Origin of the sequence: Solwaraspora sp. WMMD791 (assembly GCF_029581195.1) — a bacterium.
Taxonomy (GTDB): Bacteria; Actinomycetota; Actinomycetes; order Mycobacteriales; family Micromonosporaceae; genus Micromonospora_E.
The window spans coordinates 4,947,619-4,963,211 of record NZ_CP120737.1 but is presented as its reverse complement, the minus strand read 5'-3'; the positions used below and the strand labels follow the sequence as shown (position 1 = coordinate 4,963,211).

Genomic DNA, 15,593 nt, shown 5'->3' with positions numbered 1-15,593 from the left:
TCAGGCCGGCAGGCTCACCAGGGCCGGGATCGACCGCTGGGTGGTGGTGCCGTCGCCCAGCTGCCCGAACGAGTTGTTGCCCCAGCACCACAGACTGCCGTCGGCACGCGGCGCGCAGCCGTGGTACGACACGGCGACGCCGGCCGTCCAGTCGGTGGCGGTCCCGACCCGGGTGGGGGTCGACCGGTGGGTGGTGGTGCCGTCGCCCAGCTGCCCCAACACGTTGCTCCCCCAGCACCACAGACTGCCGTCGGCCCGCGTCCCGCACGAGGAGTCGACGCTCGCCTGGACGCGCGCCCAGGTGGTGGCGGTGCCGACCTGCAGCGGGGTGGTCTGGTGACCAGTGCCACCGCCTACCTGGCCGTACCCGTTCTCGCCCCAGCACCACAAGGTCCCGTTGCTGCGAACCGCGCAGGTGTGCACGTAGCCGGCCGTCACACCGGACCAGGTGGTCGCGGTGCCCACCTGCGCCGGGGTCGCCTGGTAGCTGAGGATGCCGAGACCGAGCTGCCCGTCCGAACTACTGCCCCAGCACCACAGGGTGCCGTCGGTCCGGACGGCGCAGGTGTGCGCGTACCCGGTCGTGACGCTCGCCCAGGTGGTCGCCGTACCCACCTGCACCGGGATGGTCGCCTGGTAGACGGACGTGCCGACGCCGAGCTGCGCGTGCCGGTTCAGGCCCCAGCACCACAGGGTGCCGGTGGTCCGCACCGCGCAGGTGTGGTTGCTGCCGGCGCTGACGCTGGCCCAGGTGGCGGCGGAGCCGACCTGCACGGGGGTGTTCCGCCGCGTGGTCGTGCCGTCGCCGACCTGTCCGCCGGAGTTGTTGCCCCAGCACCAGAGCGTCCCGTCCGTACGGGTGGCACAGGTGGTGCCGCTGCCGGCGTCGACACTTGCCCAGGTGGTGGCGGTGCCGACCTGCACCGGGCTGGTCCGGTTCGTGTTGGTCCCGTCGCCGAGCTGGCCGTAGAAGTTGTTGCCCCAGCACCACAGCGTCCCGTCCGTACTGACCGCACAGGAGTGCAGGTCACCTGCGGAGACCTGGGACACCGGCGCGGCGGCGAACGATCCGTTCGGCATGCCCGCGACAGCGGGGCTGACGCCCGCCATCGCCGCGCCGGCCGTGGCACCGACGGCCACCACGGTAGTTCCGAAGGTGGCCACCGCAGCGAGGGCGGTCCGGGCTGCCCGCCGCCATCGCGTCCGCAGCCAGCCCTCCTGGTGTTCATTCATGTCCTGATCTCCCAGACATCGTCGGTTCCACGGTGTGGAGGCGGCGTTGCCCCGGCCGGTCAACCGCGACCCGCAACTACACGATGAGGAGACTCTACATCGACATTCATCGACATCGAACCTCGCGGAGCAGGACTGGGAGCCGATACCCGGAATGATCCGGCCAACGATCGGGAGGTTTGGGCTGATACCTAGACCCCGACGCCATTTGGTTGACACGGCAATTTTCCGGGTCGATCGTTACATCGATGCAGGCCACTCTTGCTCCGGCCGGAGCCAGCCCTGGCCCGTCCTCGCACGCCGTCCCGGAAGGACACTCATGCGCACTTCCGCCAGCAGCGTCGCTGCAGGTCTCGCCACCGCTCTGATCGCTACGCTGACCGTGGCCCTACCGGCGTCGCCCGCAGCAGCCGGCGAACCCGTCCAGAGCCCCGACAAGGGTCTGGTCTTCTACTCGAGCTACCCGACCGAGGTCGTCGGCAGGCAGGACGCACCGGACGGCGTCTGCCGAGCCGTCCCGGCCGACGCGACGTGGCTGCTCGCCTGGAGCGGCGGATTCCGCTCCGTCCCCGGCTACCGGACCGCCGACTGCAGCGGTCCAGCGTCCGAGCTCAACAACTTCCACAGCTGGCCGGAGGGCTATTACCTGTCGTACCGCGCCAGTTGACCGGCGCTCCCGGTGGTCGGTCACGAACGACCACCGGGAGTCCGCACCGCGTCGGGGGTCCCGGTGGCCGGCGTGCCACCATGTGGCGCATCGCACCGGGCCGTACCCTGTCCTGGTCAGCCACGGTCGGAGGCCGAGATGAACCCGCCCGATGCCGCCGGGCACGGCGTCGCCGGCCTGGTCCTGGCCGCTGGCGCGGGACGCCGATACGGCGGCCCCAAGGCACCGGTGTTTCTCGGGCAGGCGCTCGACGCGCTTCGCGGCGGCGGTTGCGATCCGGTCGTCGCGGTTCTCGGCGCCGGCGCCCACCAGGTCCGCGCCAGCATCGACCTGGCAGGTGTCGACGTCGTCGAGAACCCGGACTGGGCCGAGGGCATGGGTTCGTCGCTCCGGCTCGGGCTCACCACCGTCACCCGCCTGCCGCAGGTGTCGGCCGTGGTGGTGCATCTGGTGGACATGCCCGGGGTCACCGCGGCGGCGGTGGCCCGGCTGCGGGCCCCGGCACATCCGGGTTGCCTGATCCGCGCCAGCTACGACGGCGAGCCGGGCCACCCGGTGGTGCTGGGTCGCGACCATTGGCCGGAGATCGTCGCGACCGCCCGGGGCGATCAGGGCGCCCGGGCCTACCTGCGTCGGCATGCCGCCGGGGTCACCGCGATCGAATGCGGCGACGTCGCCAGCGGATACGACATCGACATACCGTGATCACACCAATGCGCCACGACTACGCACGGCCCCCCGCGGCGCGGCGGGGGTTCGTCGCTACCGGAGTACGTGACCGACGTGGGCGGTGACGGATTCGCATTGCGACAGTGGACAGCCGACCTGCCTGTGCGGGGTGCATATAGGTCGGACGAGTGGTGCCGCACTCCGGATCCGATTACCTGACTTTTCCCTCTTCTGGGCATGCACCGGTCGGTGTATGGTCATGTTGATCTCTACCCGGGGTCTGGTGCGGCGAGCGTCGCACACCCGGATGCGACTCGTCCCCACGCGCAGATCGATGCATGCCTGACCGCACCCATCAGGAGGCACCCCCACGATGCACCTGTCGAAATTGGCCGAGCGGCTCCGCGTTTGTTGAGCGGCGAACTCGTCACGTTCATCGGCGTGGCGGCCGCGATGGTCGTCCTGCCCGGAGCGGACTTCACGATGGTGGTCCGCAACGCACTCGATGGCCGCAGGCTCGGGCTGGCCACCGCCGGTGGCGTCGTCAGTGGGCTGCTTCTGCACTCGTCACTGGCTGCACTCGGAATCGCGGCGCTGATGATTGCGTCGGGGACCGCCTACCGGGTGATCCAGTTCGTCGGCATGGGCTATCTCTGTTATCTGGGCATCCGACTGCTGTGCAGTCGGCCGGGGACCGAACCGTCGCCCGACCAGTCCGTCCACACTCGAATCGATGTACGAAGTCATCGACGGATCCAAGGTAGCGGCGTCTGGCGGGCGTACCGGCAGGGGCTGGTGACCGACGTGACGAATCCCAAGGTGTTCGTCTTCTTCGCCAGCCTGATCCCACAATTCGTTCCCACCGGAGTGCCGGTCGGACCGCCCACCGCCATGTTGGCTCTGTTGATCGTGCTCCTGGCGGTGATCTGGTATCCGACACTGGCGGTGACGGTCGACCGGGCCGGCGGCTTCCTCCGGCAGCCGGTGGCCGCCCGTACGCTCAACGTGCTCACTGGCCTCACCCTGCTCGGGCTGAGCCTGCATCTCGCCACCGATCTGACGGTGCTGCTCGACGACCCGGAGCTTCCCGAGCGCCTGGGTTCGCGCTAGCCAGGACGGGGCGGGACGGGGCGGGACGCAGACGCTGGGCTCGCCGGTCGCCGGAACCATCGACGTTCATCTATAGTTGTCGATGTATTCACGCGCGCGTCCCGTCCCATCCACCGAGTCAGGACAGACCATGAGACGCATCCCGCTGAGAGCGGTCCTGCCCGCCGGGCTCGCGATCGCCCTGATCGCCGGCCCGCTGCAGGCACCAGCCGTCGCGCAGGCGACCGTCCCGATCACGCTGACCGGCGCCAGCGCCACCAGTCCGAGTGCCAACGTCACCATCGCCGGACGGGCCGTGACGATCACCGCCCCGGGTACCTACGAGATCACCGGCACCCTCAACGACGGCTACCTGAACGTCGACACCTCCGCCTCAGGCATCGTCAACCTGATCCTCAACGGTGCCGTCATCACCAACTCCAGCAACGCGCCGCTACAGGTCACCGACGCCGACGAGGCGGTGATCACGCTCGCCGCCGGCACCACCAGCCGGCTCACCGACGCGGCCACCTACGTCTATCCGGATCCGAGCACCGACGAACCGAACGCCGCGCTGTTCAGCCGCGCCGACCTACGGATCACCGGTTCCGGGGCACTGACCGTGCGCGGCAACGCCTACGACGGCATCACCAGCAAGGACGGGCTGGTCATCGACTCGGGCACGATCACCGTCGACGCGGTCGACGACGGCATCCGGGGCAAGGACTTCCTCGACGTCACCGGCGGCAACCTCGACGTCACCGCCGGCGGCGACGGCATCAAATCCGACGACACCGAGGCCGACCGGGGCCGGCTCACCATCACCAACGGCACCGTACGGGTCGACGCCGGCGACGACGCCATCAAGGGAGAGAACACCGTCGACATCTCCGGCGGCACCGTCACCGTCACCAACTCCTACGAGGCGATCGAGAGCCGGCAGGTCACCATCAGCGGCGGCACGGTCAACGTCACCGCCCGCGACGACGCGATCAACGCCGTCGAGGACGGATACGGCGACTTCGACGTGGCGCCGAACGCGTTCGTCCGGTTCACCGGCGGGACCACCATCGTCAGCTCCAGCATCGACGGCGTCGACTCCAACGGTACGGTGACCTTCGCCGGCGGCACCGTCGTGGTCAGCGGCCCGAGCAGTGGCAGCCCCGGTGAGGGTGCGATCGACTCCAACGGCGCGGTCCACTTCACCGGCGGCACGATGCTCGGTGCCGGGTCGACCGCGCTGGCGGTGCTGAGTTTGCCGCCGACGTCGGGTCAGGGCTGGGTCGCTCCGCAGCTGTCCAGCAGTCAGCCGGCCAACACCCTGCTCCACCTGGTCTCCGGCGGCCAGGTGCTCGCCTCGTACCGGTCGCCCAAGAACTTCCGGGAGGTGGTGTTCTCCTCCAACCGGATTCAGCACGGCCAGACCTACGAGGTCTATCTGGGTGGCAGCCTGACCGGCTCGACGATCGCCGGCATGGCCACCACCGGTGGCAGCATCGCGGGAGCCACCCGGCTGATGACCGTCACCGCCGGGCAGTACCGTGGCGGCCTGGTCGGCTGGCCGCCCGGCCCCGGCTGGCCCCCGCCGCCGCAGCCCACGCCGACCCCGCCGCCGCCGAACCCGACGACCCCGCCGCCGAACCCGACGACCCCACCACCGGGTGGTGGCGGCTGTACGGCGACCTACTCCGTCGTCGGCCAGTGGCAGGGCGGCTTCCAGGGCGACGTACGGGTCACCGCCGGCTCGTCGGCGATCAACGGTTGGCGGGTCACCTGGACCTTCGCCAACGGCCAGACGATCAGCCAGTCCTGGAACGCGACGATCAACGCCAGTGGTTCGGCGGTGACGGCGACCAACGTCTCGTTCAACGGCGCGCTCGGTGCCGGGGCCAGCACCACCTTCGGTTTTCTCGGTACCTGGAACGGCAGTAACGCCACCCCGGCCCTGACCTGCACCGCGACCTGACCCGCTGGCGTCCGCCACCGCTGGTGGACGTGGCAGGCATCGGTGGAGCCCGGCACCCGAACTGGTGCCGGGCTCCGCTGGCGTTCGGCTACCGGATCCGCAGGTGCCGATGAACCGCTGAGGTCGGTGCGTAGGACCGGTCACCGGAGTAGGCGACGTGGACCGGGTACACCCCTGGCGACAGATCGGCGGTCGGCAGCTTCATCACCGCCCTACCGTCGGCCAACGCCACCGCCTCGGTGACACCGCCGATGGTGACGGCGATCTCGCCGGTCACCGTCGGTGGCTTCTTGTGCCGCGACTGCGCCCGTACGTCGACGCGCAGGGTCACCGTACGGCCCTGCTCGACCGAGGCCGGGGTGACTTTCGCCGTGACCTTGACGCGTGCCGTACCCGGGTCCACCAGGGTGACCGTCGCCGAGCTGGACTTGGTCGGATCGACCACCGAGGTCGCGGTGACGGTGACCGACGGCGCGGTCTCGTCGGCGGCCACCGAGAGCAGACCGTCGGCGGAGATGGTCGTTCCCGCCGACGCCGCTCCCGTCACCGACCAGTTCACCGCGTCGCTGACCCCGTCGTTCGTGGTCACCTGGGCGGCGAACTGCCTGGCCCAGCTCCAGCCCTTCGTCAGCGTCGCGGACGCTGGCGTCACCGAAACGGTGTCCACGCCCGACCACAGGTGGTCGCGGGCGAAGATGGTGAACAGCTGGCTCGCCGTCATCCCGTCGTGCGCGCCGGGGACCTGGGTCGTCTCGGCGGTGTACCCCCGGGTCCGGAAGTTGTTCGCGATGGTTTCGTGGGCGGCGAGACTGCCCTCGAAGACACCGTTGCCGAGGAACACGAACAGGTCGTCGTCGCCGACCGCAGCCGCCACGGCGTCGTAGTCCTGCGTCGTCAGGGACGGGTTACCGGAGAAGTGGCCGTAGAACGCGAACGTCGTCGGGTAGCCCCTGATGACGTGGGCACCGGTCATCCCGCCGTAGGAGAAGCCGGCGTAGGCACGTCCGTCGCGCTCGGTCGAGACGTTGTACCTGGTCTCGATGAGCGGCAGGATCGTCTGCACCAGGTTGTTGGCGGCGTTGGTCTGGTTGTACGAGGCGAAGTTGAGTCCCGTACCGGTGAAGTGGTTGCCCATGGTGACGACGACCGTCGGTTCGATCTCGCCGTTGGCCGTCATGTTGTCCAGGATGTTCGGTACGTTTGCCGGCACCATGAAGTCGGTCTCGTCGCCGAAGATGCCGTGGGCGAGGTACGCCACCTTGTACGGCTGGGGACGGTCGGGGTCGTAGCCGGCCGGCAGGTAGACCCCCAGGTAGTGGCCATCGTCGCCGAGGATCGTGGTGTACGGGACGTACTGGACGGTGCCCCGCTGTTTCCGGTCGGCCACCGGTAGTTCGTACTCCGCCCGCTCCTTGAGCACCGGATCGTGCTGCTTCCGGGAGTACGGCACGTACACGGTGTCGAGTACGTCGTTGTTGCGGACCCGGAACGAGGAATCGCCCGGGGGTCGGGGGTTCGTCGACGCCGGATCCCAGATCCGCTTGTTCTCCCAGCCCTGGGTGGGGTCCCAGACGCGGTACCAGTAGCTGAGACCGCCGGCGTGCAGTGGGACCGAGACCGACCAGTAGCCCTTCGAGTCCCTGGTCATGTCCCTGAGGAACTCGGTTCCGCCAGCGTGGTACCGGCCCGGCTGCCACTCTTCCGGCTGGTACCGGGTGGCGCCGGTGTCGACGTCGAGCAGGGTCAGGTCCCCGGCGAGACGGACCTGGGTGGCGTTGGGGTTGCGGTAGACGAACCTGACGGTGTAGCCGGTCGGTGAGCCGCGGTCGGCGACGACGGTCGCGCCCTCCGCGGTCCGGTGCCGGCCGGCGAGGGCGGCCGGCGCGGTGACGATCGCGCCACCTGCGCCGAGTGACACCGCCGCGAGCAGCGAGACCACCCGCCTGATCCGGTGTCTTCCTGTCGACTTCCTCATCTGGGAGCACTCCTCTGCAGCCACTGTTCGTGGCCTCTGGGAATCGTTCTGTCTGAATCGGATGGAAGATCTCGGCCCTCCTCCGGGGCCCACGTGGACACCTCCGCCCTGCGGCGAGGAGGTCGCCCCCGTCCCCGAATCCGTTGGATTCGCAGGAAACGCTAAATCGAATTAGCATCGATAGTCTGGCGGGGCACGACGTTCGATGTCAAGAGTGTTACGGCCAGGTTTCATCGCAGGGCGTCCCCTGGTCCGAGTCGGCACCCGTCGCTGGTCCCGGGCCGGCGCGCCCCGTTGCTCAGACCGACGGCGGTGCGGTGCTCTGCCGGACCGTCAGGGTCGTGGCCAGCTCCACCCCGACCTGCGGCGTCGGCTCGCCGCGACTCAGCGACAGCGCCAACTCGGTGGCGAAGACCGCCATCTCGACGAGCGGCTGACGGACCGTGGTCATCGCGGGTTCGACCAGGGCGGCGATCGGCAGGTCGTCGAAGCCCACCACGCTCACGTCCGCCGGGATCCGCAGCCCCAGCCGCCGGGCTGCCTGGTAGACCCCGAGCGCCTGCAGGTCGTTGGCCGCGAAGATCGCCGTGGGACGGTCGGCGCGGCTCAGCAGTTCCAGCGCGGCCGACTCGCCACCCTCGCGGGTCAGTCCGGTGCGCCGGACAAGCTCGGATTCGAGGGTCAGACCGGCGGCCTCGCAGCCGGAGCGGTAGCCGTCCAGCCTGGCTCCGCAGCACAGAATCCGTTCGTCGGCGGCGATCATCGCCATCCGCCGGTGGCCCAGCCCGATCAGGTGGCGGGCTGCGGCCCGGCCGCCGGCCCAGTTCGTCGCGCCGACGAACGGTACGTCGTCGGGCAGCTCCACGGTGGGGTCGAAGACGACGAACGGGATACCCCGCGCCCGCAACTGACGATGCTGCTCGGCGTCCAACTGGGCCACCGTCACCAGGCAGTCCGGTCGGCGGGCGAGGGTGTCGTCGATCCAGTACCGGATAGCGTTGCGGTCCGGCCCGAACTCGGTCAGGACCACGCCGACGCCGTGTTGTCGGGCCACCCGCTCGACGCCCCGGATGATCTGCAGCCCCCACATGTCCTCGATCTCGTCGAAGACGAGCTCCATCAGGTTGGTCCGGGTGGTTGGCGACGGCCGACGGTAGCCGTACTGGTTGATCGCCGCCTCGACCCGGGCCCTGGTCTGCGCGGCCACCCCGGACCGGCCGTTGATGACCTTCGAGACGGTCGGCACCGACACCCCGGCCGACTCGGCGATCGCGGCGATCGTCACCGGCCTCGACGGATCACCACGACGTGACGCCAGGTCGACGGCCGGCTCGCTCGGATCGGCACGCGTCAACCGGTCCGCCCCCCCTTCCGCCGCCGCGATCTCGTTGCTGGCCGCAAGGATAGCCGCCGTCCGCAGCACACCACATTGACGACCATCATGGAAAGTCATAGCATCCGACCGAGAAACTTTCCAGGCTGGGAGCCAGAAAGTATCCACGCGGAGCACGACAGCTCGACGCGGACGCCCCGGGCAGCGTCCACGCATCCCCGCCAACCGTCCACCTGCGCCTCCGGCACGCACCGGCACCCGCCGTTCCCGCGTGGCCGCGCGGCGCATCCCGGCCGGACGGCTGGTCGACGACACGCGCCACGACGGCGAGGAGTTGCCCATGAGTTCGCGAAAGACACGCACGACGCGCTGGCGGATCGGTACGGTCGCCGGCGGGATGGCCGCACTGCTGCTGGCCGCCGGCCTGGCAGCGCCCAGCGCCCAGGCGGCCACCGGCTGCCGGGTGGCCTACACCGTAGCTGCCCAATGGCCGGGTGGTTTCACCGCCAACGTCGACGTGACCAACCTCGGCGACCCGGTCAGCGGCTGGAACCTGACCTGGTCGTTCCCCTCCGGCCAGCGGGTCACCCAGGCCTGGAACGCCACCGTCGCCACGTCCGGTGCCCAGGTCACCGCGACGAACATGAGCTACAACGGCAGCATCGGCACCAACGCGACGGTCAACTTCGGATTCAACGGATCCTGGTCGGGGGTCAACACCGCCCCGACGTCGTTCGCGCTCAACGGGGTCACCTGCACCGGCGCCGTCGGCCCCACGGTGAGCCCGACCGCCAGCGTCTCCCCTTCCGTGTCGCCGTCGGTCTCGCCGTCGGTGTCGCCATCGGTCTCACCCACGCCTCCGCCGCCGGGCGACCGGATGGCGATGGTGGCGGCGATGCAGCCCGGCTGGAACCTCGGCAACACCTTCGACGCCATCCCGGACGAGACCTCCTGGGGCAATCCGCTCACCACCCGGGAGATGCTGCACCACCTGCGGTCCCAGGGATACAACAGCATCCGGATTCCGGTCACCTGGAGCAACCATCACGGCCCGGCACCGGACTACACCCTCGACCCGACCTGGTTGAACCGGGTCCGGGAGGTCGTGGACTGGTCACTGGCCGAGGGTTTCTACGTGATGATCAACCTGCACCACGACTCCTGGCAGTGGATCAACACCTACCCCACCGACCGCACGGCCGTGCTGGCCCGGTACACCGCGCTGTGGAGTCAGATCGCCACCACGTTCCGCAACCACTCGGCGAAACTCGTCTTCGAGAGCATCAACGAGCCGCAGTTCACCGGCACGTCCGGTGACGCCGAGAGCGACCAGGTACTCGACGAACTCAACCGGGAGTTCGTCGAGCTGGTCCGCCGCTCCGGCGGGAACAACAGCACCCGGCTGCTGGTCCTGCCCACCCTGCACACCAGTGGTGAGCAGGCCCGGATGGACGCGCTGCTGAACACCTTCGACGCACTCGACGACCCGTACCTGGTCGCCACCATCCACTTCTACGGCTGGTGGCCGTTCAGCGTCAACATCGCCGGCGGTACGCACTTCGACAGCAACGTCGAGCAGGACATCGTCGACACCTTCGGCCGCGCCTACGACACCTTCGTGTCCCGCGACATCCCGGTGATCATCGGTGAATGGGCACTGCTCAGCTACGACTACACCCGTCCCGGGATCATCCAACGGGGCGAACTGCTCAAGTTCTTCGAAGCCGTCGGCCACCACGCGCGTACCCGGCAACTCACCACGATGCTGTGGGACGCCGGCTCGTTCCTGCACCGGCCGGAGCTGCGCTGGCGCGACCAGGGCATCTACGAGATGATGAAGGCAAGCCTCACCACCCGCTCGGCCACCGCCTCGTCGGACCAGATCTACGTGCCCCGGACCGGCGGCGTCACCAGCAGGTCGCTCACCCTCAACCTCAACGGCACGTCGTTGCGGGGTCTCTGGCAGGGCAGTACCCGGCTGGCCAACGGCACGGACTACACCGTCTCCGGCAGCACGCTCACCCTGACCCAGGCGGCCATGACGCGGTTGGCCGGCAACCGGGCCACCGGTGTCAACGCCACCATCGAAGCCCGCTTCTCCCAGGGGGTGCCCTGGCAGATCAGCATCATCAGCTACGACCCACCGGTCCAGGCCGCAGCGACCGGGACCACGAGCGGGCTGACCGTGCCCACCCAGTTCCGGGGTGACCAGCTCGCGACGATGACGGCCACGTACGCCGACGGCAGTCCCGCCGGGCCGGCCAACTGGACCCCGTACAAGGAATTCTGGTCCAGCTTCCGACCCGACTACGGCGCGAACACCATCTTCCTCACCCCGGAGTTCTTCGCCGAGGTCGCCGACGGCACGGTCACCCTCACCTTCCATTTCTGGAGCGGTACGCAGATCGCCTACCAGCTGACGAAGTCCGGCGCCACGGTCACCGGCAGCCCGGCCTGACAGTCGCGGGGTCCGGGGCGGTGCGGGCCCGCACCGCCCCGGACCCCGCCGGTCAGCCGTCGTGGCCGAGGCCGAAGGCGTCGATCAGCCCCCACCGGCCGGGGATGTCCAGCAGCTCGATCCGACCGATGCCGGCGGGCAGGTGCGGACGCACGATCAGCCGGTCGCCCTTCGGTTGCAGTCCGAGCAGGGTACGCAGCAGCATCAGCACCGCACCCGCCGACCACGACTGTGGACTGCACGCCGCGGGGTACTGCACCGGATACTTGGTCAGGCTCCGGTCGTAGCCGGCGAACGAACCCGGCAGCCGGCCCTCGAAGAAGCTGGCGGCGTCGATCATCGCACCGGCCAGGCAGGCCGACTCGTCGTCGAATCCGTACCGGCGCATGCCCAGCGCGATCAACGAGTTGTCGAACGGCCACACCGACCCGTTGTGGTATCCCACCGGGCTGTACCGACCCTCGCCCTCGGCCAGCGAGCGGATGCCCCAGCCGGAGAAGAGCCGTGGCCCCATCAGGTGGCCGACCACCTGGCCGGCCTTGTCCTCCTCGACGATCCCGCTCCACAGCAGGTGGCCCATGTTCGACGCGCAGGCGTCGATCAGTCCGCCGTCGGCGTCCATCCCGAGCGCGAAGTACCCCCGCTCGGCGATCCAGAACTCGTCGTTGAACCGCCGCCGCAGCGCGTCGGCGGACCGCTCCAGGCGCTCGGCCAGATCGGGGTCGCCCCACACGTCGCGGGCGAGCCGGGCCCCGCGTCGTTTGGCGTCGTAGGCGTAGCCCTGCAGTTCGCAGGTCGCGCGGGGACCGGTCGGGAGTCGGCCGTCGCGGTAGGAGACGCCGTCGGCCGAGTCCTTCCAGCACTGGTTCGGCCGGCCCAGTCGTTCGTTGCGCCGGGCGTACCACAGGAAGCCGTCGCCCATGAGGTCGCCGTATGCGTCGATCCAGTCGAGTGCCCGCCGGGCATGGAACTCCATCTCCCGGGCGGATTCGTCGTCGCCGGTCCACCGGTGGTACTCGTCGAGCAGCACGACGAACAGCGGGGTGGTGTCGGCTCCGCCGTAGTACGGGCAGGCCGCGATGTCCTCGAAGCCGGCCCGCTCGCTGTAGCGGAACTCCTGCAGGATCTTGCCCGGCTCCTCCTCGCCGAAGTCGTTGAACCGGGTCCCCTGCAGGTCGGCGAGCGCGTGCAGGACGCCCGGGACGATCTGCGGGGTGAACGGAAGTGCCTGCAGGCAGGTGATGATGCTGTCCCGACCGAACAGGTTCATCAGCCAGGGCAGTCCGGCGGCCGGAACCAGTTCACCGCGAGCGTTGCCGATGAACCGCAGCGCCTCCAGGTCGATCAGACTGCGCCGGTACGCCTGCGCCAGCGCCGCCGAGTCACAGGTGAGGATGGGCGCGGACGCCAGCCATTCGTCGAGCACCTGGCCCAGTTCCACCACACCGGGAGCGTCGTAGACCGACGCTGCTTCCCGGATGTCCCGGCCCTCGGTGCTTCTCGTCCAGAACACCGCCTTGACGGTGGTCTCCCAGGCACCGTGCGCCGCGATCCGTACGGTGAAGGTCATTCCGTGCGTGTCCACGACGCCGGCCGTGCTGCTGGAGACGACCGCCTCCCGGCGCATGCGTTCCCGACGGTAGATCAGCCGGAGGGTCCCGTCCTCGACCTCGGTATGGATCTTGCCCAGCTTCCGGACGTCGCCGAGCTCGGTGATGTCCGCGAAGTCGGTGCCGATGTCGAGGCGGATCGCGATCTCTACCGGGACGTTCTGGTGGTTCAGCACCGTCAGGTGCTCCAGGAAGACCCCGCCGCTGACCGACCGCTGGCGGATGATGGTGAGGTTCGCGTCGACGTAGTGCGTGGGCTCGCCCGGAACGAGAAAGAACCGGGACTCGAAGTACTGCAGATCGTCGACGGAGAGCGCGTGCAGCTGCTGACCGTCGACGGTGAGGTTCCACCGCGACAGGTACCGCATGTCGTCGTTGAACAGCCCGGTCGGTAGCTCGGCCGAGGGCAGGATGTCGCCGTTGGCGTCACTGAGCATGAACAGGTTGCCGTCGAAGATGCTGGTGTAGGCGAGGCGTTTCATCGGGCTCTGGCCCAGCCCGACGCCAGGTCCCGGGGCCGTCGCGCTCCGGCCGCGTCAGGCAGCAGCCACCGGAACGACAGCAGCAGCGGAAGCAGCCCTTCGACGGTGAAGGCATGCCGGACGAAGGCCGGTTCGATGCTCTCCGCCCCCTGCAGGATCCGGTCGAACAGGTAGCGGTCGACGACCACCACGCAGTCGGCAGGCGCCGCCGACGGCGCTGCGGCGACCCGCCCGTCCTGGAACCGGAGCAGCCACTGTTCGGTGTCGGCACCGTCGCGGACGTCGAACCGCAGCGTGCCGTTGAGTCCGGGCGGCACCCGGGGGGCAGGGTCCGCGTCGACCGCAGCGAAGAAGTCCTGCGCCACCGACATCTGGTCACCCCCGGGTCGTCGCCAGCACCTGGCAGTATGTGCAGCCCTCGGCGCGGCCGCCCGGTCAGTCAGCCGACGTCACCCGGTCGGGGCTCATCCGGAAGCGCGGCCGGAGTGCGGCCGGGCGGATCGAGGTGCCAGCTCCGTGCACCACGACAGATTCGATCGACGTACGCCGATTGTGTCTTGAGCCACTGGGAGCGCTCCCGTAACATACCCGATACCAATGTTAACGCTCACTTCACAGCGGCCGTCGCCAATGCAACGGTCGCCACCGCGTCCGGAGGATGATTGATGATCAGATCCAGAGCAACCAATGTCGGCCTGGCATCGGCCGGTGCCGCGCTGCTGGTGTCGGCGGCCATCGTCGTGGCCGCGCCCGCCGGCGCCGCAGCGGCAGGCTGCTCGGTGAACTATGCCATTTCGTCGCAGTGGCCGGGCGGATTCGGCGCCAACGTGACGATCACGAACCTGGGCGATCCAGTGACCAGTTGGACGTTGACGTGGTCGTTCGGTGCCGGCCAGACGGTGACGCAGGCGTGGAACACGACCCTGACCCAGAGCGGGTCCGCGGTCACCGCACGCAACGTCAGCTACAACGGTTCGATCGCGACCAACGGTACGGCCGCCTTCGGCTTCAACGGATCCTGGAACGGCAGCAACCCGGTGCCGACCAGTTTCGCTCTCAACGGCGTCACCTGCACCGGCGGCACTGCCCCGACCACGGCACCGCCCACCACGGCGCCCCCGACGACCGCACCGCCCACCACGGCACCGCCGACGACCGCACCACCCACCACGCCGCCCCCGACGACCTGCAACCTGCCGTCGACGTACCGCTGGTCGTCCACCGGCGCGCTGGCGCAACCCGCCTCGGGTTGGGTGTCACTCAAGGACTTCACCCACGCCCCGTACAACGGCCAGCACCTCGTCTACGCCACCACCCACGACTTCGGCACCTCGTGGGGCTCGATGAACTTCGGCCTCTTCTCGAACTGGAACCAGATGGGCTCGGCCAGCCAGAACCGGATGCCGTTCTCCGCCGTCGCACCCAGCCTGTTCTACTTCGCCCCCCGCAACGTCTGGGTCCTGGCCTACCAGTGGGGCGGCCCCGCCTTCTCCTACCGGACGTCGACCGACCCGACGAACGTCAACAGCTGGTCGGCCCACCAGACCCTGTTCACCGGCAGCATCTCCAACTCCGGCACCGGACCCATCGACCAGGCACTCATCGGCGACGACCAGAACATGTACCTCTTCTTCGCCGGCGACAACGGCCGCATCTACCGCGCCAGCATGCCCATCGGCAACTTCCCCGGCAGCTTCGGCTCCAACTACACCACCATCATGACCGACACCACCAACAACCTCTTCGAAGGCGTCCAGGTCTACAAACTCCAGGGCCAACAGCGCTACCTCATGATCGTCGAAGCCATCGGCTCCCAGGGCCGCTACTTCCGCTCCTTCACCGCCACCAACCTCGGCGGCACCTGGACCCCGAACGCCACCACCGAATCCAACCCCTTCGCCGGAAAGGCCAACAGCGGCGCCACCTGGACCAACGACATCAGCCACGGCGAACTCATCCGCACCAACGCCGACCAGACCATGACCATCGACCCCTGCAACCTCCAGTTCCTCTACCAGGGACGCTCCCCCAACTCCGGCGGCGACTACGGACTGCTGCCGTACCGGCCGGGTGTCCTGACCCTGCAACGCTGACGACACCACTGATTCTCC

The 15,593-nt window shown here is 69.1% G+C and carries 11 protein-coding genes; 6 read left to right on the top strand and 5 right to left on the bottom strand.

Annotation, left to right across the window (positions count from 1 at the left end; all coding sequences use genetic code 11):
• On the bottom strand, positions 1-1,233 hold the full coding sequence (locus O7623_RS22120) for a hypothetical protein (RefSeq protein ID WP_282224928.1): 1,233 nt from the start codon (positions 1,231-1,233) through the stop codon (positions 1-3).
• A 319-nt stretch (positions 1,234-1,552) separates the two neighbouring features.
• Here O7623_RS22120 and O7623_RS22115 point away from each other — a divergent pair, with 319 nt between their 5' ends.
• The 4 genes from O7623_RS22115 (at position 1,553) to O7623_RS22100 (ending at position 5,624) form a co-directional block, all read left to right on the top strand.
• Entirely contained in the window at positions 1,553-1,900 is a 348-nt protein-coding gene (locus O7623_RS22115) for a hypothetical protein (RefSeq protein ID WP_282224927.1), read from the top strand.
• A 138-nt stretch (positions 1,901-2,038) separates the two neighbouring features.
• The gene (locus O7623_RS22110) at positions 2,039-2,605 is read left to right on the top strand and encodes a nucleotidyltransferase family protein (protein ID WP_282224926.1); all 567 of its coding nucleotides are present in this window, start codon (positions 2,039-2,041) and stop codon (positions 2,603-2,605) included.
• A gap of 201 nt (positions 2,606-2,806) precedes the next feature.
• Positions 2,807-3,679, top strand: coding sequence for a LysE family translocator (locus tag O7623_RS22105; protein ID WP_282224925.1), 873 nt, complete (start codon positions 2,807-2,809; stop codon positions 3,677-3,679).
• 130 nt (positions 3,680-3,809) lie between these two features.
• Entirely contained in the window at positions 3,810-5,624 is a 1,815-nt protein-coding gene (locus tag O7623_RS22100; protein ID WP_282224924.1) for a carbohydrate-binding domain-containing protein, read from the top strand.
• An 88-nt stretch (positions 5,625-5,712) separates the two neighbouring features.
• Here O7623_RS22100 and O7623_RS22095 read toward each other — a convergent pair whose 3' ends face one another.
• Positions 5,713-7,599, bottom strand: coding sequence for an Ig-like domain repeat protein (locus O7623_RS22095; RefSeq protein WP_282224923.1), 1,887 nt, complete (start codon positions 7,597-7,599; stop codon positions 5,713-5,715).
• 298 nt (positions 7,600-7,897) lie between these two features.
• The gene (locus O7623_RS22090; protein WP_282224922.1) at positions 7,898-8,884 is read right to left on the bottom strand and encodes a LacI family DNA-binding transcriptional regulator; all 987 of its coding nucleotides are present in this window, start codon (positions 8,882-8,884) and stop codon (positions 7,898-7,900) included.
• A 388-nt stretch (positions 8,885-9,272) separates the two neighbouring features.
• On the opposite strand from O7623_RS22090, the gene O7623_RS22085 reads away from it, so the two are divergent.
• Entirely contained in the window at positions 9,273-11,390 is a 2,118-nt protein-coding gene (locus O7623_RS22085; protein ID WP_282224921.1) for a cellulase family glycosylhydrolase, read from the top strand.
• A 52-nt stretch (positions 11,391-11,442) separates the two neighbouring features.
• Here O7623_RS22085 and O7623_RS22080 read toward each other — a convergent pair whose 3' ends face one another.
• Complete coding sequence (locus O7623_RS22080; RefSeq protein ID WP_282224920.1) at positions 11,443-13,482, bottom strand: glycogen debranching N-terminal domain-containing protein; 2,040 nt, start codon at positions 13,480-13,482, stop codon at positions 11,443-11,445.
• Positions 13,479-13,853 (bottom strand): SCP2 sterol-binding domain-containing protein, encoded by a 375-nt coding sequence (locus tag O7623_RS22075; RefSeq protein WP_282224919.1) that lies wholly within the window; start codon positions 13,851-13,853, stop codon positions 13,479-13,481. The genes O7623_RS22080 and O7623_RS22075 overlap by 4 nt, the downstream gene beginning before the upstream one ends.
• A gap of 294 nt (positions 13,854-14,147) precedes the next feature.
• Here O7623_RS22075 and O7623_RS22070 point away from each other — a divergent pair, with 294 nt between their 5' ends.
• The gene (locus tag O7623_RS22070) at positions 14,148-15,575 is read left to right on the top strand and encodes a non-reducing end alpha-L-arabinofuranosidase family hydrolase (protein WP_282224918.1); all 1,428 of its coding nucleotides are present in this window, start codon (positions 14,148-14,150) and stop codon (positions 15,573-15,575) included.
• Positions 15,576-15,593 lie beyond the last annotated feature (18 nt).

Bases quoted from the DNA above. Each gene is read 5' to 3' on its own strand.
- O7623_RS22100 (WP_282224924.1), top strand. From the start codon at position 3,810: ATGAGACGCATCCCGCTGAGAGCGGTCCTGCCCGCCGGGCTCGCGATC.
- O7623_RS22085 (WP_282224921.1), top strand. From the start codon at position 9,273: ATGAGTTCGCGAAAGACACGCACGACGCGCTGGCGGATCGGTACGGTC.
- O7623_RS22075 (WP_282224919.1), bottom strand. From the start codon at position 13,853: ATGTCGGTGGCGCAGGACTTCTTCGCTGCGGTCGACGCGGACCCTGCC.
- O7623_RS22105 (WP_282224925.1), top strand. From the start codon at position 2,807: ATGCACCGGTCGGTGTATGGTCATGTTGATCTCTACCCGGGGTCTGGT.
- O7623_RS22095 (WP_282224923.1), bottom strand. From the start codon at position 7,599: ATGAGGAAGTCGACAGGAAGACACCGGATCAGGCGGGTGGTCTCGCTG.
- O7623_RS22120 (WP_282224928.1), bottom strand. From the start codon at position 1,233: ATGAATGAACACCAGGAGGGCTGGCTGCGGACGCGATGGCGGCGGGCA.
- O7623_RS22110 (WP_282224926.1), top strand. From the start codon at position 2,039: ATGAACCCGCCCGATGCCGCCGGGCACGGCGTCGCCGGCCTGGTCCTG.
- O7623_RS22070 (WP_282224918.1), top strand. From the start codon at position 14,148: ATGATCAGATCCAGAGCAACCAATGTCGGCCTGGCATCGGCCGGTGCC.
- O7623_RS22115 (WP_282224927.1), top strand. From the start codon at position 1,553: ATGCGCACTTCCGCCAGCAGCGTCGCTGCAGGTCTCGCCACCGCTCTG.
- O7623_RS22080 (WP_282224920.1), bottom strand. From the start codon at position 13,482: ATGAAACGCCTCGCCTACACCAGCATCTTCGACGGCAACCTGTTCATG.